At 53.3% G+C, this 22,638-nt stretch carries 21 protein-coding genes; 9 read left to right on the top strand and 12 right to left on the bottom strand.

Annotated elements, in window-relative coordinates:
* The first annotated feature begins 253 nt into the window (after positions 1-253).
* The 7 genes from HY272_14730 to HY272_14700 all read left to right on the top strand — a co-directional run bounded on the left by HY272_14730 (position 254) and on the right by HY272_14700 (position 7,440).
* On the top strand, positions 254-994 hold the full coding sequence (locus HY272_14730; protein MBI3773938.1) for a cytochrome b/b6 domain-containing protein: 741 nt from the start codon (positions 254-256) through the stop codon (positions 992-994).
* A 90-nt stretch (positions 995-1,084) separates the two neighbouring features.
* Positions 1,085-1,552, top strand: coding sequence for a tRNA (adenosine(37)-N6)-threonylcarbamoyltransferase complex ATPase subunit type 1 TsaE (gene tsaE, locus HY272_14725; protein ID MBI3773937.1), 468 nt, complete (start codon positions 1,085-1,087; stop codon positions 1,550-1,552).
* A 231-nt stretch (positions 1,553-1,783) separates the two neighbouring features.
* On the top strand, positions 1,784-3,169 hold the full coding sequence (locus HY272_14720; protein MBI3773936.1) for an N-acetylmuramoyl-L-alanine amidase: 1,386 nt from the start codon (positions 1,784-1,786) through the stop codon (positions 3,167-3,169).
* Positions 3,170-3,233: 64 nt separating this feature from the next.
* Complete coding sequence (gene mutL / locus HY272_14715) at positions 3,234-5,012, top strand: DNA mismatch repair endonuclease MutL (protein ID MBI3773935.1); 1,779 nt, start codon at positions 3,234-3,236, stop codon at positions 5,010-5,012.
* Between the two features lie 104 nt (positions 5,013-5,116).
* A complete protein-coding gene (locus HY272_14710) occupies positions 5,117-5,731 on the top strand; it encodes a class I SAM-dependent methyltransferase (GenBank protein ID MBI3773934.1) in 615 nt (204 codons plus the stop codon).
* 86 nt (positions 5,732-5,817) lie between these two features.
* Entirely contained in the window at positions 5,818-6,246 is a 429-nt protein-coding gene (locus tag HY272_14705) for a hypothetical protein (GenBank protein MBI3773933.1), read from the top strand.
* Positions 6,247-6,504: 258 nt separating this feature from the next.
* Positions 6,505-7,440, top strand: coding sequence for a hypothetical protein (locus tag HY272_14700; GenBank protein ID MBI3773932.1), 936 nt, complete (start codon positions 6,505-6,507; stop codon positions 7,438-7,440).
* 68 nt (positions 7,441-7,508) lie between these two features.
* On the opposite strand, the gene HY272_14695 is transcribed toward HY272_14700, so the two are convergent.
* Positions 7,509-8,834 (bottom strand): hypothetical protein, encoded by a 1,326-nt coding sequence (locus HY272_14695; protein ID MBI3773931.1) that lies wholly within the window; start codon positions 8,832-8,834, stop codon positions 7,509-7,511.
* Positions 8,835-9,188: 354 nt separating this feature from the next.
* Between HY272_14695 and HY272_14690 the strand changes: the two genes are divergently transcribed.
* Positions 9,189-9,983: a glutamate racemase gene (locus HY272_14690; protein MBI3773930.1), complete on the top strand. Its 795-nt coding sequence runs from the start codon at positions 9,189-9,191 to the stop codon at positions 9,981-9,983.
* Positions 9,984-10,141: 158 nt separating this feature from the next.
* Here the strand turns inward: HY272_14690 and HY272_14685 are convergent, their stop codons facing one another.
* The 5 genes from HY272_14685 to HY272_14665 all read right to left on the bottom strand — a co-directional run bounded on the left by HY272_14685 (position 10,142) and on the right by HY272_14665 (position 14,620).
* Positions 10,142-11,263 carry a 3-deoxy-7-phosphoheptulonate synthase gene (locus HY272_14685; protein MBI3773929.1) on the bottom strand — a complete coding sequence of 374 codons (1,122 nt, stop codon included), beginning with the start codon at positions 11,261-11,263 and terminating at the stop codon, positions 10,142-10,144.
* Between the two features lie 55 nt (positions 11,264-11,318).
* On the bottom strand, positions 11,319-12,209 hold the full coding sequence (locus tag HY272_14680) for a carbon-nitrogen hydrolase (protein MBI3773928.1): 891 nt from the start codon (positions 12,207-12,209) through the stop codon (positions 11,319-11,321).
* 12 nt (positions 12,210-12,221) lie between these two features.
* Positions 12,222-13,250, bottom strand: coding sequence for an agmatine deiminase family protein (locus HY272_14675; protein MBI3773927.1), 1,029 nt, complete (start codon positions 13,248-13,250; stop codon positions 12,222-12,224).
* A gap of 74 nt (positions 13,251-13,324) precedes the next feature.
* Complete coding sequence (locus HY272_14670) at positions 13,325-13,612, bottom strand: hypothetical protein (protein MBI3773926.1); 288 nt, start codon at positions 13,610-13,612, stop codon at positions 13,325-13,327.
* Between the two features lie 63 nt (positions 13,613-13,675).
* On the bottom strand, positions 13,676-14,620 hold the full coding sequence (locus HY272_14665; GenBank protein ID MBI3773925.1) for a GGDEF domain-containing protein: 945 nt from the start codon (positions 14,618-14,620) through the stop codon (positions 13,676-13,678).
* Positions 14,621-14,821: 201 nt separating this feature from the next.
* Here HY272_14665 and HY272_14660 point away from each other — a divergent pair, with 201 nt between their 5' ends.
* Positions 14,822-16,567 carry a type II/IV secretion system protein gene (locus HY272_14660; GenBank protein MBI3773924.1) on the top strand — a complete coding sequence of 582 codons (1,746 nt, stop codon included), beginning with the start codon at positions 14,822-14,824 and terminating at the stop codon, positions 16,565-16,567.
* A gap of 206 nt (positions 16,568-16,773) precedes the next feature.
* Here HY272_14660 and hpnD read toward each other — a convergent pair whose 3' ends face one another.
* The 6 genes from hpnD to HY272_14630 all read right to left on the bottom strand — a co-directional run bounded on the left by hpnD (position 16,774) and on the right by HY272_14630 (position 22,520).
* Positions 16,774-17,640, bottom strand: a complete 867-nt coding sequence (gene hpnD, locus HY272_14655) for a presqualene diphosphate synthase HpnD (GenBank protein MBI3773923.1) — start codon at positions 17,638-17,640, stop codon at positions 16,774-16,776.
* A 71-nt stretch (positions 17,641-17,711) separates the two neighbouring features.
* The gene (locus HY272_14650; GenBank protein ID MBI3773922.1) at positions 17,712-18,863 is read right to left on the bottom strand and encodes a DNA recombination protein RmuC; all 1,152 of its coding nucleotides are present in this window, start codon (positions 18,861-18,863) and stop codon (positions 17,712-17,714) included.
* Between the two features lie 8 nt (positions 18,864-18,871).
* Positions 18,872-19,558, bottom strand: coding sequence for an HAD-IA family hydrolase (locus tag HY272_14645; protein MBI3773921.1), 687 nt, complete (start codon positions 19,556-19,558; stop codon positions 18,872-18,874).
* 61 nt (positions 19,559-19,619) lie between these two features.
* A complete protein-coding gene (gene ubiG, locus HY272_14640; GenBank protein ID MBI3773920.1) occupies positions 19,620-20,345 on the bottom strand; it encodes a bifunctional 2-polyprenyl-6-hydroxyphenol methylase/3-demethylubiquinol 3-O-methyltransferase UbiG in 726 nt (241 codons plus the stop codon).
* Between the two features lie 192 nt (positions 20,346-20,537).
* Positions 20,538-21,869 (bottom strand): TRZ/ATZ family hydrolase, encoded by a 1,332-nt coding sequence (locus HY272_14635; protein MBI3773919.1) that lies wholly within the window; start codon positions 21,867-21,869, stop codon positions 20,538-20,540.
* A gap of 87 nt (positions 21,870-21,956) precedes the next feature.
* Positions 21,957-22,520, bottom strand: coding sequence for an OmpA family protein (locus tag HY272_14630; protein ID MBI3773918.1), 564 nt, complete (start codon positions 22,518-22,520; stop codon positions 21,957-21,959).
* Positions 22,521-22,638: the final 118 nt, after the last annotated feature.

Genomic DNA, 22,638 nt, shown 5'->3' with positions numbered 1-22,638 from the left:
ATCTACAGCACAGGCTCTGGTTAAAAACCAGTCCTCAGGAGCGGACGGCCTTCCCGGTGAAGCGTGTAATCTTACTTAACCTCCTCAACAACATTTTCATTAAAATCGATCATACAAGGGGCGGGTTTGAAACCCGCCCCTTACATTTAGCCGCTTGCGGCGGGTAATTTAATCTTCAATTTATCTTCCATTAAGTCTGGATTTAACCGCTATTGCTAATCTGAACCCAGTTCAATGGTCAGAGAGGTGACTTATGGAAACTCAACACAGCGTTAAAATCTGGGATTTACCGGTACGTATTTTCCACTGGGCCTTAGTGGCGTTCTTCACTTTTTCTTATCTAAGCGGTGAAGAAGAAACCCCGCTTCATGCCTGGTCAGGCTATGCGATTATCACGTTACTCATATTTCGGCTGGTGTGGGGGTTTGTTGGCTCGCAACATTCTCGCTTTGCCGATTTTGTGCGCAGTCCGCGCGAGGCGGTGGCGTATGCCGGCGACACCTTAAGCGGTCGTGCCAAGCGTTACATGGGTCACAATCCAGTCGGCGGCTTGATGGTGATTGCTTTGATCTTCAGCCTGTTTGCCACCACCTTGACCGGATTGGTGACCTATGGCGTAGATGAAGGTAAAGGTCCGTTGGGTGCCATGAAAGATACCCGCAGCCAGCCGGTCAAGTATGAGCAGCTTAAGTATTCTTCGGGACTGATGGCCGTTGCCTGGGCGGATAACGATGGTGATGAGGAAGCTGCTGGTAGTAGTGTTGCAGGCACAAAGAGCTACAAACACGAAAAGGACAGCTTGATAAAAGAAGTGCATGAATTTTTTGCCAACTTCACCTTGTTCCTGGTCTTTATCCACTTGCTGGGCGTCGCCTTCGAAAGCTTTGTCCATCGTGAAAATCTGGTGCGGGCGATGGTGACAGGTTACAAGCCCAAGACCATCGAAAATCATTCAGATAATCTGGATAGCAGCGCGAAGCAACCAAATCCATAATCCCTAAAACGTTCTCCCTCTCTGGAACGTTGCTTGCCCCGCCTTCCCTTGGCGGGGCTTTTTTTTGGTTTAAGCCGTAAAATAGGCGGTATGTCCGAGCAAGATTCAAAAACGCTGCTAATAAGCGATGACGAGGCGATGCAGTCCTTCGGCGCCGCGCTGGCCCATGCTTGTGCGAGGCCGTGTGTTGTATATCTGATCGGTGAGTTAGGGACAGGTAAAACGACCCTGGTGCGGGGCTTCCTCCGGGCCTTGGGCTGGCAGGGCGCCGTGCGCAGCCCGACTTACACCCTGGTCGAGCAATACGAGCTGCCGACAGCCGAGATCTATCACCTGGACCTTTACCGGCTAGTCGATCCCGAGGAGCTGGAGTTCCTCGGCCTGCGGGACTGGTTGGTTAACCCCTCGATTCTGCTGGTGGAATGGCCACAACGTGGCCAAGGTGTGCTCCCGGTCGCGGATTTGGAACTGCGTCTGGACTATGCTGATAAAGGTGGCAGATACGTGGAAATCACCCCCTGCAGTGACGTTGGTCAGAAAGCTGTTAGCAAGCTTTAGCGGCCAGTGGTAGGGACGATTTATGAATCGCCCCTGCAATCTTGCCTCTAAAGAATTTACGGTTGGGGCCGAAAAACAAAGAGGAACGAGGGAATTCTTGACTGTAGATTAACTAAGTCTTGTATCTTTCTGGAAAATATGAGAAAAATGCATGCCAGAGCGATAGAAAGACAGCCAAAAGGATTAGGGAGCTAGGGCATGCGACGCATTCTCTGGATTTTTGTTTTTTTCATGGCCACGACAGCGTCAGCGGGCGAGGTGGTGAAATTTGAAACCATGCGCCTGGGGCAGGAGCCGGGGCGGATCAATCTCGTCCTCGATTTAAGTGGTGCGCCTCAATTCAAATTTTTCACCCTGAATGAGCCCGACCGGTTTGTGGTCGATCTGGTGGATGTGCAACGCACCGGTAAAAAATCCGTAGTCGATTTCAATGGTACCCCGATCAAAGGCGTGCGCACTGCGCCGCGTAATGACCGCGATCTGCGGCTAGTGGTGGATCTGGCGCAAAGTACTGTTAAGGCCCGTGCCTATTTATTGCCGCCTGCCGGTAACGACGGGCACCGGCTGGTAATCGAATTCACCAATGTTGAAGAAACGAAAAAGATGGCCCCTGTCGCGGCCAAATCGGTTCCCGTTCCCGTGATTGCCAAGACTGCGTTACTGGTACCTGAACCTGCTGCGCCAGTGAAACAAGAACCAGCGAAACAAGCCCCTGTTGTGACAGAGAAAGAAGTCTTCGCCACTGCGCCGTTGCGCGATATTGTGGTGGCGATTGATGCCGGCCATGGTGGTGTTGATCCCGGTGCCATCGGCGATAGCGGCACTTATGAAAAAGAAGTGGTGCTAGCGGTTGCTAAGCGTCTGGAAGCATTGGTTGTCAAAGAAAAGGGCATGCGGCCGGTATTGACCCGAGACGGCGATTATTTCGTCACCTTGCGCAACCGCATGGACAAGGCGCGTGCCGCCAACGCGGATATCTTCATCTCCATTCACGCAGATTCCTTCCCTGATAAGCGTGCACAAGGTGCGTCGGTCTACACCTTATCGCAGAAAGGCGCGACCACAGAGGCCGCGCATTTGCTGGCCAATCGTGAAAACGCCGCCGACTTGGTGGGCGGTGTGAGTCTGGACGACAAGGACGCAATGCTGGCCTCAGTGTTGCTGGACTTGTCGCAAAGCGCCACCATCGAGGCCAGCCTGGATGCCGCGGGCCGCGTACTCAAGGGGTTGGATGATCTGGGCAAGATTCGCCGCCGCCGGGTGGAGCAGGCGGGCTTTGTGGTCCTGAAGTCGCCGGATGTCCCGTCGATGTTGGTCGAAACGGCCTTCATTTCAAACCCTACCGAAGAAAAGAACCTGAAGTCTCCTGAGTATCAGCAGCAGCTGGCCGAGGCGATCCTGGATGGCATCCGTAGTTATTTCAAGGATTACCCGCCGCCGGGGACGCACTTCGCCGCGCGTGAACATATCATCAAACAGGGTGATACCCTGGCCGCCATTGCCGAGCAGTACAATATCAGCGTCAAGAGCTTACGTGCCGTCAACAAGCTGCATGGTGACGCAGTCCGTGCCGGCCAAGTCCTGCATATCCCGCGCAATGTGACCAGCGGTTCCTGATTTGTCCGCCTAGGCGGGCCCAATTTCGTATAATGGGTGATCGATAAATCGACGGTCATCCTCTATGCGTATTCAACTGCTTTCTACCCATTTGGCGAACCAGATCGCGGCCGGCGAGGTGGTCGAGCGGCCATCGTCCGTCGTCAAAGAACTGATCGAGAACAGCCTCGATGCCGGTGCCAGTCAGATCGAGATTGATATCGAACGTGGTGGCACCGCGCTGATTCGAATACGCGATGACGGTTGCGGCATCCATGCCGATGATCTGGCGCTGGCCATCAGCCGTCATGCCACCAGCAAGATTCAAAGCTTTGAAGATTTAACCCAAGTCAAAAGTCTCGGCTTTCGTGGCGAAGCATTACCGAGTATCGGTTCCGTATCGCGGCTGCGCCTGACTTCGCGTTATCGCGATCAAGATCAAGCCTGGCTGTACAGCATTGATGGCGGAGACATATCGCCAGCGCCAAAACCCGCCGCGCATCCACAAGGCACGACCGTTGAAGTCCGTGATTTGTTTTTCAATACCCCGGCGCGGCGTAAATTCCTGCGCAGTGAGCGTACCGAATTCGATCACCTCGAAGAAGTGGTGCGTCGCATCGGATTGAGTCGATTCGATGTTGGCATTGTATTGCGCCATAACCAGCGCGACGTACAGCAATGGCGTGCAGGCGACGATGAAACCGCACGTCGCCGCCGTGTAGCCGCCATCTGCGGCAATGCCTTTCTCGATAATGCACTGGAGATTGAATTCGAAGCCAATGACATGCGGCTGTGGGGCTGGGTCGGGTTGCCCGCCATTGCCCGCGGTCAGGCCGACATGCAGTATTTCTACGTCAACGGTCGCATGGTGAGAGATAAAATCATCGCCCATGCCGTGCGCCAGGCGTTTCAGGATGTGTTGTTCCACGGACGCCATCCGGCGTTTGTTCTGTTTTTGGATTTGCCGCCGAGCGAGGTCGATGTCAACGTCCACCCCACCAAGCATGAAGTGCGCTTTCGTGAAGGCCGTTTGGTGCATGATTTTCTGTTTCGCAGTCTGCATCGGGCGCTGGCCGAGACACGTCCGACTGCGGCAGCACCGATTACTGCGGAGCGGGAAACAGCGCCCATCTTTACAACACCCCGCGCGCCGCAAGCGCCCATGCCCACCCAAGCCAATTTTGCACTCGCAGTGCGCGAACAACTCGCCGATTACGGTCGCCTGCATCAGTCAGAGGCAGATGTTGCAATGCTTTCGATGCCGGAAACTGAAACCGAAGCGCCACCGTTGGGTTACGCACTGGCACAACTGCATGGCATTTATATCCTGGCGCAAAATGCAACGGGATTAGTACTGGTCGATATGCATGCCGCCCACGAGCGCATCACCTATGAACGCATGAAGCAATCATGGGAAGGTGAAGGCATTCGCATGCAACCATTGTTGGTGCCAGAATCCATGGCCATCACGCCACGTGAAGCCGCATTGGCCGAACGCCATGCCGATTTTCTGAAAGAACTCGGGTTTGAAATTGATACCGTGGGGCCAGAGACCTTATTGATCCGTGCCGTCCCTGCCATGTTGTGCCATTCAGAAGCCAAACGCCTGGTGGCAGATGTGCTGACCGATCTCAACAGTACCGGCGACAGTACACGGGTAAAAGAACACATCAATGAAATCCTGGGTACCATCGCCTGTCACGGTTCCGTGCGCGCCCAACGCAAGCTGACCGTACCGGAAATGAATGGACTATTACGCGACATGGAGCGCACCGAACGCGGTGGCCAATGCAATCATGGACGGCCGACGTGGGTGCCATTGAGTATGACCGAACTCGATAAATTGTTTTTGCGGGGTCGGTAGCCGAATAAATGGAGGGTGGGTTAGCCCATCCGGGCGTACCCAAAGTGCTTCGCGGGGCAGGCCCTGCGAAGCACACCATAACATTTGAAGCAGGAAATAGTAAAATGAATCGGCAACAACACTGGGAAACCGTCTATCAAACCAAAGCCACCACAGAGGTCAGCTGGTACGCGCAGCATCTGGAATTATCGCTACGCCTGATACGTGAAGTGGCCATGCCAGGGTCGCACATTATTGATATCGGTGGTGGTGCCGCAACCCTGGTCGATGACCTGCTCGCAGTGGGCTATCAACATCTCACCGTGCTCGATATCTCAGCCACAGCACTGGAAAAAGCCAAGCAGCGATTAGGTGACAAAGCTGCCCAAGTGCGCTGGCTCAAGGCGGATATCACCCAGGCATCATTGCCAAACCAAACCTATGATGTCTGGCATGATCGCGCCGTATTGCATTTTCTAACAGAAGAAACAGATCGTACCGCTTACGTCAAAAATTTACGCGCTAGCCTAAAGCCCGGTGGCCACGTCATCATCGGCACCTTCGCCCTTGATGGCCCGGAGAAATGCAGCGGCCTGGATGTGAAGCGTTATGACGCCAAGGCGATGCAGGCATTATTGGGAGAAGATTTCGTGCTTGAGGCAACGCACACCCCCGTGCACATCACGCCAGCTAACAAAGAACAGAGATTCATCGTTTGCCGGTTTCGGCGTAAATTATAGTAGTCAGCAAGTTACCGAATTCTCCTTTCCCTCCGGGAGAAGGTAACGTTATCGGACAGCGGATTAATAGGGAAGGGACTAACGCAATGGAACATGCGCAAGAACTACGAACAGACCATCTCAATAGCTTGGTGCGTGAGGCCCTGACACGGGCCGAACGCTATCGGTCACGATTCAGCTTATGGGACACCCCGCTGCTGATGCTTAATATCATCTGCGGTGCAATCGCCACAGTGTTGGCCGGTGGCACGGCACTGCGGGGTGATGCGGCGTTACCCGCGTTTGGTGGTTGGCAAGGTCTATGTTTGCTGGTGGCAGTGATTACCGCCTTAGGCGCCATTGCCGGAACCATTCATAAATCACTGCAAATCTCGAGCAAGGTCAACGCTGCGGTGAAGTGCATCTCCCGCTTGCGCGCCTTGGAACTTAGGTTGGCAACTGCCAGCGTGACGACAGAAGATGCCTTGCTACTGTTTAACCAGATATCCGAAGAGCATGCGGAGTGTTTGGTTTAGGTAAGGACTCTTTAATCTCTGCGGGTGTAATTCCCCGCAGCTTGCTTCGCCGCGATAACGCCGCCAGGTGGAGCTTTGCGGCGTTATCGCGGCGAAGCCGCCCCTACGATTTAATACTCCGTCCGCTTGCGACGGGGTGATTTATTATGCTTGTTCTGCTGGCATTTTACAGCGCTTATTCTATAGTTTTATAAGGGTGTGTTTTGATGGCCCGGCGCAGTATGCGCGATACTGGATTTTTAAGCCAAGGAGGAGGGTATGGAAACAGCAGCGCGAGTCTTTTCAACGGTAACGGCGGATCAAGCTGAGGTTCCTCAGCAGCAGCCATTATCGATGACGCATCTGGGGCATTTTATTGACGATGCGTTGCTCCTGGGCTGCTATGCGCTTAATGCAGGGATTCTTTCTGATCCAAAAATACTAGAACGTTTGGTAATTCTTCAGCGCAAGATGTCAGCTCAGGATTTGACTGATGCGGATATTGCCGAGCTGATCCAGAGTTATGATTACGTCAATAATATTACCGGCGAAGTGACGCCCGATTCGATTCGTCTGACCGATGATGTGCGTGAGTCGGGATATTTACGGTCTACTATTGGCCGGCATTTGTTGCGTTTATGGGGGTTGACGTTGCTGGTGGGGGCATTGATCTTCGGTTACGCCATGTTGCAGTATCGTGTCAGTTATTTTGATCTTGGCGCAGATGCACAAATCACTGAGGCGCATCTGTTTTGGGTGCGGTTGCAGAATTATTTGGGTTTCCTGGTGCCGTTTACCTATGGCGCACTGGGGACCTGCGCCTATCTGTTGCGGGTGGTGGAACAGCGGTTAAAGGCACGCGATTTCGATATCGGGCGCATTCCTCAACACTGGAACCGTTTCGTGCTGGGCACTCTGAGTGGCGGCATGGTGGTATTGTTCGTCAATCAATTACCAGGGGCGGAGAATACCACCATTAAAATTTCAGAAGGGGCCTTGGGTTTTCTGGCGGGGTATAGCATTGAATTTTTGTTTCAAACTCTGGATCGGATACTGGCGGCAATATTGCCGAAAAAGAGTGAGAGCACTAATCCTGCCCATGATGAACAGGAGAAAGTGCGCCTGATCCTCGACTACGAACAGCGGCTCAATGCCAGCCAGGATCCAACGGAGCGTAAGGCATTGATGGGGATTCTCAGGGATCTTAAAGCTTGATTTACATGGCGGGCAAATAGCCAACCAAAATCGGACCGCATCTGCGTAGGTAGATGCGGTCCGATGTCTTAGAAGCCAACGGCTAGGTTGAGCGACACTAGCCGGTTGCCGGAACCGGTTGCCGGTAGCGTGTAGATGTTTCCGTCATGCGCATTGCCAGTGTATTTGGTATCAAGGATGGAAAATTGAATGTTGTGTGAGATAAGGTAAGTAAGTCCAACCGTCAATGCATTATCGGTGTTATTGGTCGCGGCACCGTCGTCGGCGCGTCGATAAGCAAGTTCCAGTGTTCCCCGGCCACCGGCAAAGATGCCCCACTCGGTAGCGATGGATGTCGCAGTCTTGCTATTGGGGTTGGGATTGTAGAGATTTGGCAGTTCCCCTGGATTAGTCGCGGGTGCACTGGCATGGCTCAAATAGATGCCGATGGGTATCCGGTTGACGACGCCCTGAGCCTGGGCATCGAATGCAAGTGCTTCGGTGCGTACCGGGGTCAGTGTTGCTGGTGCTACTGCGGTGTCGACGAGAGCTGATTGCCCGCCGAAGTACTGAACACCCAATCCAAAATCCCAGCCTCCGAATTGCGGTGTGAACGCGGCGCGAAGATAGCTGGAGTTAGATTGCGCACTGCCAGGATTATCTTGGTTTAGTGCGATGTGGTTTGGTTGCCACTTGGCAGCTGTAATGAAGTAGTCGCTTGTTACGGCAAAGAAACCGACGCCCTCGGCAGCACCACCATAGTCATTGAATGTTGTTTTAGCACCGGCCTGAATATATTGTTGTGCCGATACCTCGGTTGGATGGATTAACGTCATGATATGATTGCCTACGGCTCCGGTATTGAGTAGTTCAAAGGCATATGCTGGGCCAAGGCCAGAGCTGAACGGTACCAGGCCGACATTTAAAGTGTTGTTGGCGGGAAAGACAATGGGTAGTTTGATACTGGCTAAGAAACCAGCGCCTGCGGCGGCACCCGCCCCCCCAATATCACCTTCTAACAGTACTCCTAAATTTTCACTGGCGCGTCCGGCGACAAACAGGGAGGTTTCTCCGGGTATGACCCATTCACCATCATTCGAAGTGCTGATGGTGGGATTACTGGTACGGGGTCCATTTGATTTCTGATATCGGATGTTGCTGAATAGCGCAGCATTTAGATTCGCCGGCAAGGAGAAATGATCTGACTCGATCAAGGGCGTTGTGATCATGGTAAAGCCGCTGCTCTTGAATGAGCGGCCAAACGCATTCAGCATGGGAAAATGTTCGAAGTGGCAGGTATTGCAGCTTACGCCCATTTGCCGTGCAAATGCGGGAACAGCTTCAGCAACAGAAGATGCCAAGAGTGACATCACGGTTGCAACTGCTAAAGTCACTAAAACAAAATGCCTTTTCATTTGTTATTCTCCTTGTTGATTACAACTAAAGCTGTTGTCATGGGCTGGGATTGGCTTCAGGGAGAGATCGAGGCAACTGATTCATGCCCATGTTTGGTGTTCAATGGCGTTTGTTCTGAATTTAGAGCAAAGCCAGAGAAACGAAGTCTAACCGTCTGAACTGCCTGTATAATTTATCGGTCAAGATTGTCGGGGCTTTAGCGCAGGGGTGTTGCCGGTCGCAAGTGGGATGGCTGTATCGGATGCTATCGCTCAGGTAAAATGGGCATGGTTTTTTACTCACTTGGTCTCAGATATTACCGGTAGCGCGTTGTGCCAGTGTCTTTAGAGTCAGAATTAAGCGTATTAAACAACATGAATCGTTTTTCATCTGTTGGGGTATTTGATTCCGGGATTGGCGGAATTTCCGTGCTTCGGGAAATCCACGCGCTGTTACCGGATGAATCCTTGCTGTATATCGCCGATTCGAAATACGCCCCCTATGGTGATAAGGGTGTGGATTTTATTGTGCAACGCAGTATGGCCTGCACTGAGTTTCTAGTCAGTCGTGGGGCAAAGGCGATTGTGATGGCATGTAATACGGCAACGGCGGCTGCGGTGACTGCGCTACGGGCATGTTACGCTATCCCCATCATTGCCATGGAACCAGCAGTTAAACCGGCGGTACTAGCCAGCCGTAATGGCCGGATTGGTGTATTGGCAACGGCAGGAACGCTGAAGAGTGAAAAGTTTGATGTGCTGGTGAAACAATATGCGGACCAGGTGCAGGTTGTGAGTCAACCTTGTCCGGGCTTGGTAGAGGAAATCGAAAAGGGTGATTTTGAATCGGCGGCGTTGAACCGTTTGTTAGCGCAATATCTCGTGCCCTTGTTGGCAGCGGAGGTAGATGCGTTAATTCTGGGGTGTACCCATTACCCGCTGGTGCGGCAGCAGATCGCTCGCATAATTGGTGACAACGTGCAGATTATCGACAGCGGAGCCGCCGTGGCGCGCCGTTTGCGCCAGCAATTGGATGAACATCATTTGTTGTCGCCAGTTAACGGCGATGCATCTGTGCAATGGTGGACAAGTGGTGATGTTGTGAGTGCAGAAGAGATTATTGGCCGCTTGTGGGCCAATGAAGTGAAAGTTCAATTGCTGCCGGTGTAGTGAAAAAATCCAACGCGGAGACGCAAAGACGCAGAGGGAAACTAACCACAAAGATATTCAATATTTATCTCTCGGTTTTCTTAGTGTTTCTTATCGTCATTCGTGGATTGACGTTTTTTCCTCCGCGTCTTTGCGTCTCCGCGTTAGGTTTTGACCGCCTAAGTCGTTAGCTTCAATGGCGCCAGCAGCTTGCAGCGTTTCTCATAAGCCTCGCGCGCAATGCGGCAGTCTTCCAGGAACTTGGGTAGTTCTTCCATCAGCAGGGCTTGTGGGCCATCGACCAAGGCCTTGCTCGGCACAGGGTGAAAGTCGACCAATACCATGTTAGCGCCAGCGATGATGCCTTGCGCGGTGACGTTGAAAACATCGAGGATGCCTTCGGGTGAACGTTCACGGTTGCCGACCGAGTGTGAAGGATCAATACAGACTGGCATCCGGGTGAGGCGTTTGACCACCGGCACATGGGCGAAGTCGACGAAGTTGCGGTGCGGATCACCCATGTTGGTTTTCATGCCGCGCAAACCAAACACCACTTTGCGATTGCCTTCGCTGGCCAGATATTCAGCAGCATTGAGCGATTCTTCCAGTGTGATGCCGAAACCGCGCTTGAGCAGCACGGGCATTTCCTGTTGCCGGCCGACGACCTTGAGTAGTTCGAAATTCTGAGTGTTGCGGGTACCGATTTGTAACATAACGCCAGTAGGATGGCCGGTTTGTTCGAGCGCCGCTTTAATCTCTTCGACATGATGTTCGCTGGTAACTTCCATCGCGATTACCTTAATGCCGTATTTGCCTGCCAATTCGAAAACATAGGGCAGGCAGCTGGCGCCGTGGCCCTGGAAGGCGTAGGGATTGGTGCGTGGTTTGTAGGCGCCCATGCGAGTGCAGACCTGGCCGTGTTCCTGCAACGCCTTCATCATCAACTCAACATGGGTCGGATTATCGACGGCGCAGAGGCCGGCGAAGATGTTGAGCGTGTCCTGGCCGAATCTGACACCCTTGTATTCAAAATGGGTGGAGCGGGTATCATCTTTGTGACGGCCAAGGACGCGATATTCCTGCGATACGCGTACCACACGTTCGACACCGGGAAAGCTTTTGATCTCATCCGCACTCAGGGTCTTGGTGTCACCAATTAAATAGAGTTCGGTAAGTACTTGCTGGGCGCCAGTCTCTTCATGGACTCGCACCTGAATCCGTGGCTGGTTGGCCAGGTAGGCCATGATGTTGCCGTATTCCTGGCCGATTTTGTCGATGTTGGGTTGCAGAATGACAATCATATTTTTCTCGATGTATTAAAAATTGGGATGGCTAGATCCATTTTAGCCGTTTTTATCAATCGCGATATCGTTTAGTGAGATCACTGTAGGCATCGATGCGGCGATCGCGCAGGTAGGGCCAGATGCGGCGTACCTGTTCGCTGCGGCCGAGATCGACTTCTGTGACCAGAATCTCTGGGTTATCGATAGATGCTTCGGCAAGGATTTCGCCTTGAGGCCCGGCGATGAAGCTAGTGCCCCAAAATTGAATGCCCTTACTGTGGCCGGAAGGATCAGCCTCGTGGCCGGTGCGATTGGCGACGATCACTGGGACGCCGTTAGCGATGGCATGCGCACGTTGAATGGTGACCCAGGCATCGCGCTGGCGGTTTTGTTCATCTTTGTTGTCACGCGGATCCCAGCCGATGGCGGTGGGGTAGAGTAGTAATTCAGCGCCAGCCAGCGTCATCAGCCGCGCTGCTTCGGGATACCATTGATCCCAGCATACCAAGACGCCGAGTTTGCCGACGGAAGTGGTAATCGGTTCAAATCCAAGATCACCAGGCGTGAAATAAAATTTTTCATAAAAACCAGGATCGTCCTGGATGTGCATCTTGCGATAACGACCGGCGATTTTGCCGTCGCGTTCGAAGACAACGGAGGTGTTGTGATAAAGGCCGGCAGCGCGTTTTTCAAATAGTGAACTGACGACGACTACGCCACATTCAGCCGCCACTTTGCCAATGGCTTCGGTGCTGGGGCCAGGAATGGTTTCGGCAAGATCAAATTGCGCCGTGTCTTCAGTTTGGCAAAAATAAAGGCTGTTATGTAATTCTTGAAGCAGTACCAGTTGCGCGCCTTGCTTGGCCGCCTGGCGGATGCCGTCAAGGTTGCCTTGTAAGTTTGCTTTTAGATCGCTGGTGCATGCACGCTGTACCAAACCGATTTTTAGTTTCTTCTGCGTCATTGCCGAGGCCCCTTATTTTACGACGTCAGCAGGAATTTGCATGGTAACGCAATGCAGACTGCCATATTGCATGATCAGCGGCGCGCAATCGATGGAAATGATTTCGTGGTTGGGAAAGCATTCCGCGAGTTGCGCAAAGGCGAGCATGTCTTTTTCATCGCCATAAGTGGGTAGCAGTACGGCGCCATTGATGATCAGAAAATTGGCATAGGTCGCCGGTAAACGTGCGCCATCCTCGTTGTATTTGGCTTTGGGCCAAGGCAACGGTACCAGACGATAGGGTTCACCCGTTTTAGTGCGGAAACTTTGCAGTTCCTGCTCCATTTTCTTGAGATCGGCATAATGTTCATCCTGCGGATCATCACAACTGACATAACAGATGGTGTGTGCGTCGCAAAACCGGGCGAGGGTATCGACGTGACTGTCGGTGTCATCGCCGGCGAGATGGCCATGTTCCAGCCATAAAATGTGATCGACGCCCAGCCATCGCTGCAGTCGCTTTTCGATATCCTGTTGGCTTAAATGCGGATTGCGCGTCGGGGTCAACAAACAGTGCTTGGTGGTGAGCAAAGTGCCTTTGCCATCGACATCGATGCTGCCGCCTTCAAGCACCATGTCGATAGTTTCGATGTTGGTATCGCCAAAAGCGCCGAGTTTATGTAACTGGCGTGTGATCTGATTGTCGAAATTGGCATCGTATTTTTTGCCCCAGCCGTTGAAACCGAAATCGAGCAGCATGGGTTTTCCATCTTGCAGGACAGTAATCGGGCCATGATCGCGGGCCCAGGTGTCGTTGGAGGGTACGATGAACAGGCGCAGGTTTTCTTCCGTGGATTTGCGATTAATCAGCAAGCGGCGGACATGGGCCGCGTGTTCATCATCCCAGCACGAAATAAGTAATTTCTGGCGCCTAGCGACCTGGTAGGCAATTTCGGTAAATACCGGTTCGACGCGCTTGAGCCACGGCTGCCAGTCGCTATGACTGTGGGGCCAAGTGAGCATTACGGCGCTTTGTGGCGCCCATTCGGCGGGTAAATGCATTAGATCATCCTCAGTGGCAACCTTTATCAGCGCGCTGTATCCGGCCGCAGGGGAAAACGAGGAAGGAATTATACTTATTCGGAGGCTTCGCTAGTAGCCAGGGCGTGAATGACGTGTTGGCCTTCAAAATAGACGATAAATCCTTCGTACACCCAGCGGCTGATGGGCGGGCGGCCGACGGCATCGATTTTTTGCTGGGGAGCGCCGAAATATTGCTCGACCTGGGGCATCGTCATGCCGCGCGCAGGCATGCTGCCGACAGTCAGGGTGTTTTCTTCAGTAGCCTTTGGGGTATCAACGGCATAACTGGGAGGTGCCAGGCAGATTAAACAGGCGCCGATGAGAAGCAGACGGTGGATCATGGCCGATAACCCTCCCTGGGTGAGATTTTTACAAGGAAGTTATCGGCCGATCAAGTTCACGGCTTAGGGGGCTTCCCCGGTATAGAGCTTGACCGAATTGCGGCCACTGTTTTTGGCCATGTAGAGACCTTTGTCGGCTTTGACGAACAGGGTTTCAGGCGTGTCGTTCACTTCCCGATAGGAAACCCCGATACTGACCGTGGCAGAGACATGTACGCCATCACAAATGATAGTGGTGTCTGCGATCTTTTGGCGCAAACGTTCTGCCAGCAAGGAAGCGCCCTCGACGCTGGTATTGCTGAGCAGTACCAGGAATTCTTCGCCACCGTAACGGAATACCATGTCGGAACTGCGAATGGTAGCCGCTGCTGATTCAACTACGGCGCGGATGACACAATCACCCATGGTGTGGCCGAAGGTGTCGTTGATCTTCTTGAAGTGATCGATATCCAGGGCCAGCAGTGCCAGCGGTGTGCCGTAACGATGGGCAAGGCCAATTTCACGGTTGATGGTGGAGATCCAGGCAGCGCGATTGTGGGCGCCGGTCAGCGGATCACGGTAAGCGGTGTCCAGCGCCTTGCGATAAAGCAGGGCATTACGCAGGGGGTACACCAGGCCACAGAGCAGGGTTTCGACCAGGTTGGTTTCTTTGGGGCTGAATTTGCGGCCGCGGCTGAAAATGATTTCCCCTAGCGACTGACCGGATACCACCAAACGATAAGTGTAGGCGTTGCTGCCGGGTGTGCCAATGAGCTGGTCAATGTTATGATCGGCATTGATGTATTGCAGATGATCGTACTTGATCAGGCGTGAAATCTGATGCGCGAAAATCTCGATGACATCTTTGACTTCGAGACTGGTTTGCAGGATTCCCGAGATGCGCAGGGCTTTTTCAAGATCCTTTTGGCCGCCTGCGGATTCTTCCTGCGCCAAAGCGAGCGCAAGATTTCCCAGCCGGTCATAGCGGGGCTGTTTGAATTGAGTGGTTTCCAGCGTTGCAGTCGTCATAGTCGACCTCCTGCTTAGGGTAATGCGAAACCCGTGCCAAGTCCGCATTTTAGCGAGCTGTTTATTAAAAATCAATAGATTATAAAACCCTATCTGAGGGTAGGTAGGGGGTTTGTCAAGGTATTGGCGCCATTGGGGGCAAGGGTTTGCCCGGTTTTCCGGCGGATTCAGGCCGTGATAGGGTGGAGACAGGGAGGGAAAATGAGGGAGTTTGTCTTAAAGGGAGCGGCGGACCTGCGGGTCTTGCTTAGCGTGCACAGAAGAATGCCGGATCGGCGACTGGGTGAGGTGTTGCTGGATGAGGAATTGATTACCCACGACCAGCTCGATCAGGCGCTACAGGCGCAGAGCCGGTTTCTGACTGGCCGTCGCCATCTGGGGCAGGTTTTAGTCGAGGCCGGACGTGTGACTGCCGAGCAGCTCAATATCGCCTTGGCGCGCAAGCTGGCGATTCCCTACGTCAAGCTTGAAAACTATGAGGTCCCACCAAACTTGTTGACCGCCATTCTGCCAGAGGTGGCGGTGCAGTATCGGGTCTTGCCGCTGGCGGAGATTGATGGTGCCTTGGTGGTGGCGATGATGAATCCGCTGGATCATGCGGCCGTGGAGGCGTTGCGTTTCGGCAGCAAGCGCAAGCTCGAAGTGGTGATGGCCTCGGCGGATGATATTGCCACCGCGCTGGGCAAGTATTACAGCCGTCATGAAGAGTTTGAGGCACTGGAAGATCTGGAGATGGATCCGATCGCTGACCCGATCCCGAGCAGTGAATCCATTCATTTGATTGAACAAGAGGCGCAGAAGAAACCGATTGTGCGCCTGCTCAATGCCATCGTTCTGCAAGCCGTGTTGCGCGGGGCATCGGATATCAATATCCGCCCTGAGCGCAGTAAAGTCAGCGTTTATTATCGTGTCGATGGACACATGTTACTGGTGCGGACGTTGTCATGCAATCTGCTGCCGGCGTTGGTCAGCCGAGTGAAGATCACTGGCCAGATGGATATCGCCGAACGGCGGGTGCCACAAGATGGGCATGCGCGTTTGATACGTGCCGGTAAACAGATTGATTTGCGGATTTCGGTGATTCCCACCATTCATGGCGAGAGTGTGGTCATCCGTATTCTCGATAAAGACGTGGGTTTGCGGCCGCTGGATGAGTTGGGATTAAGTGACAGTGATTTGGCTATGTTGCGGCGCTTGATGGCAAGACCCACCGGTATGTTTCTGGTGGCAGGGCCGACAGGTTCGGGAAAATCCACCACCTTGTATGCGCTTCTCAATGAGATCAAACGTAATAATCCGCATATCCTCACGGTGGAAGATCCGGTTGAATATGACATGGATGGCGCCGAACAGGTGCAGGTTTGTCTGGTTAAAGGTTACACCTTTGCCGAAGCACTGAAACATTTTCTGCGCCATGATCCGGACGTGATCATGATTGGTGAGATTCGTGATGCCGAAACTGCGGATATTGCCAATAAGGCGGCGCTGACCGGACATCTGGTATTCAGCACCTTGCATACCAATGATGCACCATCGACTGTTGTGCGCTTGGTTGATATGGGCATCGAACCTTATTTATTGTGCTCGACCTTACTTGGTGTGATGTCACAGCGTTTGGTGCGGCTCAATTGCCCGGAGTGCAGCGCAGAGGAGATCGTCGAGCCGCATGTGCGTAAAGTATTGAATCTGAGTGCACAGGAACGATTTTTCCGGGGCGATGGTTGTTATAAGTGCCATTACACCGGTTATCAGGGACGTACCGCAGTGACAGAGTTGCTGCCCGTGACGGCGGAGATTCAGGATTTGATTCTTAAAGGCCGACCGGTGCGTGAGATAGCGGCGGTGGCCAAGGTGAACGGGATGCGTAGTTTGCGGGAAAATGCCTTGGCGCTGGCACGTGCAGGGAAAACCTCCATGGAAGAAGTTTATGCCTTGTGTAGTGAGTAAAAAGATCTACCGCGGAGACGCAAAGGCGCAGAGGAAAAGTTAACCACGGAGGTCACAGAGGCATTCAATTCAATAGAGCGGAAGGTCTACTCAAACTATAATTTAAAACAATCTATTTCTCGGGTTTCTTGATGTTCCTTAGCAGCCTTCGTGGTTAAATGTTTTTCCTTCTCTCTGCAACTCTGCGTCTCCGCGTTGGATTGTCTTTATTTTCTCCACGCCAGTTTGCGGTGGCGTTTTTTTTCGCGGCGCGATGTCTTCCAGGCCAGCCATAATTTGCGTACCGGCGTGAGTGAGGTGCGGCGATCGACGACCCGAAAACCGTCATTTTCGATTTCTTGCAGTGTTTCCAGATAAATCTCTGCCATGATCAGCCCGCTGCGTTGACGGTAGCGGTCAACATCAGGTAATTCTGCGAGCGCTTTTTCGTAATATTGACGGGCGCGCTGGGCTTGAAACGCCATCAGGTCGCGCACTTTGTTTGACATGCGGCGCTGGAGGATGTCGTCGATGCTGACGCCAAAACGTTCCATTTCATCGAGTGGGATATAAATCCGGCCCCGGTGGCTATCTTCGGCGACATCGCGAATGATGTTGATGAGCTGAAAGGCGATGCCTAGGTCATGGGCATATTTGAGTGTTTGCCGGTCTTCATAGCCAAAGATTTCAGCGGCCAGTAAGCCAACGACTGCAGCAACGCGGTAACAGTAAAGGTTCAGCTCCTTGAATGAGGGATAACTGAATTGCTCCAGATCCATTTCCATGCCATCGATGATTTCAAGAAAATATTCCTGTGGCAGGTTGAAATGCTTGATCGCAGTCGCCAGGGATTGTGTGACCGGATGTTGGGGCTGGCCTTGATACAGTTGCCCCACTTCATGACGCCACCATTCAAGTTTAATGCGGGCGACATTGGCATCATCACAGTCATCGACAATATCGTCTACCTCACGGCAAAAAGCATAGAGAGCCATGATCGCCTGCCGTTGTTCTGGAGGCAAATAGAGAAAGCTGTAATAAAAGCTGGAACCGCTTTTGGCGGCCTCTTCCTGGCAATATTGATTGGGGTTCATGGGGCAGCGTTGATTATAGTAGCCCCTAAGAATACCGCAGTGGGGCCGCTGAAGCGAGGCCAAAACGAATTTCAGGCTGATTTACGAGGTTTAGTATTGTCGTCCTCGCTGGTCGTTGCCTCTGTGTCAGCACTGCTTTCCGGGGTCTCGAAATATTTGACGGCTTTGTTATAGCTGATCAGGACGCCGCTGAGCTGATTGCCGACTTGCTCCAGCAGTTTAGTAAAGGTACCAAAACGTTTATAAAGATTAATGCCGGTGGTGCGCAGTTTTTGCGCATCGCTGGAAAAGGCTTGTTGCCGCCAGCCGAAGGAAAAGGTCTGTAACAGATTAAGCAGGTCGGTCGGTGTGGCGAGGACAATGTTTTGCTTGGCGGCATCCTGGAGCAAGTCGGGATCATTTTCCAGGGAAATGGCCAGGTAGTGATCGTTGATGACGAGCAAAATAGTGAGTTCAGGCGGCTCCTGGAACTGGCTCTGATAAGTGTGACTGCCGATTTCTAGAATCCGTTCGCGCAATTTGCGGGCCACGGTTTCGATATGCCAGGTGCGAACCGAAGGATCAGGCGCTTCACAGACGTTGGCGTAGGCTTCCAGAGGTGAATGGGTGTCGATGGCAATCAGTTTGCCGTTAGGGGTTTCCACGATGCAGGGTGCAGGTTTTGCTCCTTCATTGGCAGGATTACTGCGACAATGATCGGTCATATAAGTCAGTTCTAATAACCGCTTCAGTGTATTAATTCCCCAATGGTGGCGAGTTTCAGCATTGCCCAGCACGGCGGCGATTTCCTTGGCACTGCCGCGACCCAGTTGCTGCGGTGCTTTGAGCATCTCCAATTGCTGGTTGACCAGTTGCTGCGCGCGTTCGCTCTCACGCTCGATGCGACGGATTTGTTGATCGGCATTCTGAAGCGTGATTTGCAACGGTTTGAGTAGTGATTGCACAAAGCCGGGTTGACCGATGTTTTCCAGGGTTTCGTCGGCTTTGTCGTGACTGCCGAAGTTGGATAAGGTTTGTTGAATCCCGCCGCGCATCTTTTCGATGGAGGCAATTTTTTCGGTGGCGGAAGTGCGCTCTTGATCCAGTTTGATGTTGAGATCGGAATATTTTTGTCGTAGTTCATCAATCTGATTGCGGCTGCGCAGATGCGAGACCACATAGCCCAAGGCCAGGGCGATGATGGTACACAATCCAATCAGGGCAAAGACTATCGATTCACTCATGGCGATTGTTATCCCGTGCGGTTATTGAGCCAAGCGAGTATCTCAAGCGGTTCATTGATCAAGTGATCGGCGCCCCATTGTTCCGGGCGATCGTCAATGCCGACATAACCGAACATGGCGACCAGGGTTTGCATTCCGGCGCGGCGCCCGGCTTCGATGTCGCGTTCGGCATCGCCGATGTAAACGCATTCCGCCGCATGGCTGCCGGCAAGATGACAGGCATAAAACATGGGTTCTGGATCGGGTTTGCGTTTGGCAGTGCTGTCGCCGGAGACGATGCACGCTGCGCGTTGGCTAAGCTCAAGCGCTTCAAGCAAAGGCTCGGTGAGCCAGGCCGGTTTGTTGGTGACCACACCCCAGCGCATGCCGCGTTGCTCGATCTCGTCCAACACCGCTTCCATTCCTGGAAAGAGGCGGGTGTGGCGAGCCAGGTTGGCACGATAGATTTCCAATAACCGGTCGCGCAGGCGGTTGAAGTCGGCATGATCCGGTCCAATGTGGAAACCGAGCCGAATCAGAGCTGTGCCGCCGTGCGAAACCACGGGCCGAATAATGTCAAAAGGCAAAGGCTGATGGCCGTTTTCCTGGAGCACGGCGTTAAGCGCGTAGGCCAGGTCAGGTGCGGTATCGGCCAGCGTTCCATCGAGGTCGAATAAAACCGTGCGCAAAATACAGTTTTCCTTGTTTTGGGCCATTTCAAGCCTTATCGGCTTTTGGGGCAAAAGTCTTATTTATTAATCAGGATTTGCTAATGGATCAGGTGGCTGATCTGGTGGCGTGTACCAGATAGTTCACGTCAACACCAGCGCCCAGGCTGTAGTGACGGGTCAGCGGGTTGTAACTCATGCCGCTCAGATTCTGGAACGTCAATCCGGCGTGGCGAGCCCAGGCTTCGAGTTCCGCCGGGCGGATGAATTTGCGATAGTCGTGGGTACCTTTGGGCAGCATCTGCAACACGTATTCGGCGCCGAGGACAGCAAACAGGTAAGACTTCGGTGTCCGGTTGAGCGTAGAAAAAAACACATGGCCGCCGGGTTTGACCAAGCGCGCGCAGGCTTGCACCACCGAGGCGGGATCGGGGACATGCTCGAGCATTTCCATGCAGGTGACGATTTCGAAAGATTCGGGTTGTTCGGCGGCCAATTGTTCGGCGGTGCACTGGCGATACTCCACCTTGATGTTGGATTCCAGGGCATGCAAACGCGCAACACTGATCGGTGCGCCACCGGCGTCGATGCCTAATACATCGCCGCCGCGAGCGGCCATGCTTTCGGCGAGGATGCCGCCGCCGCAGCCGATGTCGGCGATGCGGCGACCCTTGACGCCGGCGTTACGTTCAACATATTCAAGTCGCAATGGATTAATGTCATGCAGCGGTTTGAATTCGCTGTGCGGATCCCACCAGCGCGAGGCGACGGCTTCGAATTTATTGACTTCGCTTTGATCGATGTTGAGCTTTTCATTGCTGGCGTGAGTTGTCATGTGCACTAATCCTTCATTGTGGAGACAAAAATCCAACGCGGAGACGCAAAGACGCGGAGAAGATCTAGTAACTGCGAACAAGAGCGACACTGTGAATCATTAAGAGGGAAAATCTCACATGGTCTTCTTCGTGCCCTTTTGTGTCCTTCGCGGTTAATTTTCATTTTTTCTCTGCGTCTTTGCGTCTCCGCGTTAGATTTTTCCGCTATCGCGGTCGGCGATTTTTTTACCCCATTCCTGCGCCCGGCGATGGATTTCGTTATTGTCGATGGTGGTCAGCACACCGTCTTTCACCATCTGCTTGCCAACGATCCAGACATCGCTTACCTGATGACGGCCGCTGGCATACACCAATTGTGAGAGTGGATGATAAATCGGTTGGCTATCGAGTCCACCAAGATGCACGGCGGTGATATCGGCGGCCTTGCCGGGCGTTAAAGAACCGGTTTCGTCGTCGATGCCCAGGGCGCGGGCACCATTGAGCGTGGCCATGCATAAGGCCGTCGCAGCAGGTACAGCGCTAGCATCGCCAGCGACGGCCTTGGCAATGAGCGCTGCAGTACGCATCTCGCCGAACATGTCGAGATCGTTGTTGCTGGCTGCGCCATCAGTGCCAATGGCAACGTTGATACCGGCCTTGATGAGCTTGGCAATCGGGCTAAAGCCACTGGCGAGTTTAAGATTCGATTCCGGACAATGAATGACATGAGCGCCTGCCTGGGCGTAGGCCGCGATCTCGTCATCCGTGAGTTGTGTCATGTGCACACCGAGTAATCGAGGTGAAACCAAGCCCAGTTTAGTCAGACGTTGCAGTGGCCGTTCGTTATGTTGGCCGAGCGCGCCGCTGATTTCATCGGCGGTTTCATGGATGTGCATGTGAATCGGGACATCGAGTTCATCGGCCAGGGTTTGTATCCGTTGCAAGGGCGCATTCGAAACTGTGTACGGCGCATGTGGCGCAAATGCGGTGCGGATCAGCGGATGATTGCGATATTCGTCATGCAGGCGCAAACCTTTGGAAAGGTATTCGTCGGCGTTGCTGGCCCAGACGGTGGGGAAATCGATCACGATCATGCCAACAGTGGCGCGCATGTGACATTCGGCGGCGACGCGTGCGGTTTCGTCCGGGAAAAAATACATGTCGTTGAAACAGGTGATGCCGCCACGCAGCATTTCGGCGATTGCCAATCGTGTGCCGTCGCGCACGAACTCGGGGCCGACCCAGGCCGCTTCAGCCGGCCAGATGTGTTTGTTGAGCCATTCCATCAATGGCAGGTCGTCGGCCAGGCCACGAAACAGAGACATCGCGACGTGGGTATGGGCATTGATCAAGCCGGGGATTAGCGCGTGTTCGTTGAGCGTGATCTCGGTTTCTGCGCGGTAGGTCTGACGGGCTTGACCGTGTGGTAAAAGAGCGCAGATCCGGCCGTCACGGATGGCAAGGCTGTGGTTTTCCAATACCCAACCCTCCGGGTCTACGGGAATGATCCAGCGGGCATGAATAAGGGTATCGATCTGCTCCATGGCCTGTCCTTTGGCAAAAAATATTCAGTTGCCGGTCAGTATAACCTGAGCGGGATATTGGAGCAGCAGGGGAAGATGACCGAGAACTTAGTCTTGCTGGGCGGTAACGGATTCATTCCTTTGCACGGCAATAATCGCCACCTGGCGGTTACGGCGTTGACCATCACGACTCCAGTTTTGATCCGCCGGGACGTGTTCGCCCTTGCCGATCGGGGCCATGATGTTGGGATCGATGCCGTTGACGGTGAGATAAGAGCGGACAATTTCGGCGCGGCGGTCAGACAGACGATCGTTATAACGCACCGAGCCGCGAGAATCGGCGTTGCCTTCAATTAATAACCGTTTGATGGTTTTGTGTTTGCGTATATAAGTGACGGCGGCATCGAGCGCCTGTTGGCCTTCATGGGTCAGTGTGGCCTTGCCGCTTTCAAAATAGATAGGTGACAAGGCAACGTATTCCAGTTTGCTGGCAGGGGTGGCCCCGGCCTCGGGAACGATAATGGTTTCGGGAGGTGGCGGCGGCAGGTCACCCCACAAGTCTTTAGTGGACAGGATGGGAGGCGGGGGCGCAGGATCGGCTGCCCAAGCAGGCATCACTGCCAAAGCCGTTATGAAACCGGCTAATGCCATCGTCTCTATTCGTCTGTTCATCGCTTACCCGCTGAATATGCACATCTTAATTAGGTTATCGGCGCTCCGGCGCGAGGGCTTAACAAGCTTTTGGCGTCAGCCCCGGAAGCCGGTATCATGCACTTTTCGTGGAGGGATA

This window comes from Gammaproteobacteria bacterium, from assembly GCA_016200485.1.
Taxonomy (GTDB): Bacteria; Pseudomonadota; Gammaproteobacteria; order Tenderiales; family Tenderiaceae; genus JACQEP01.
This window is presented reverse-complemented; position numbering and strand designations above follow the sequence as displayed.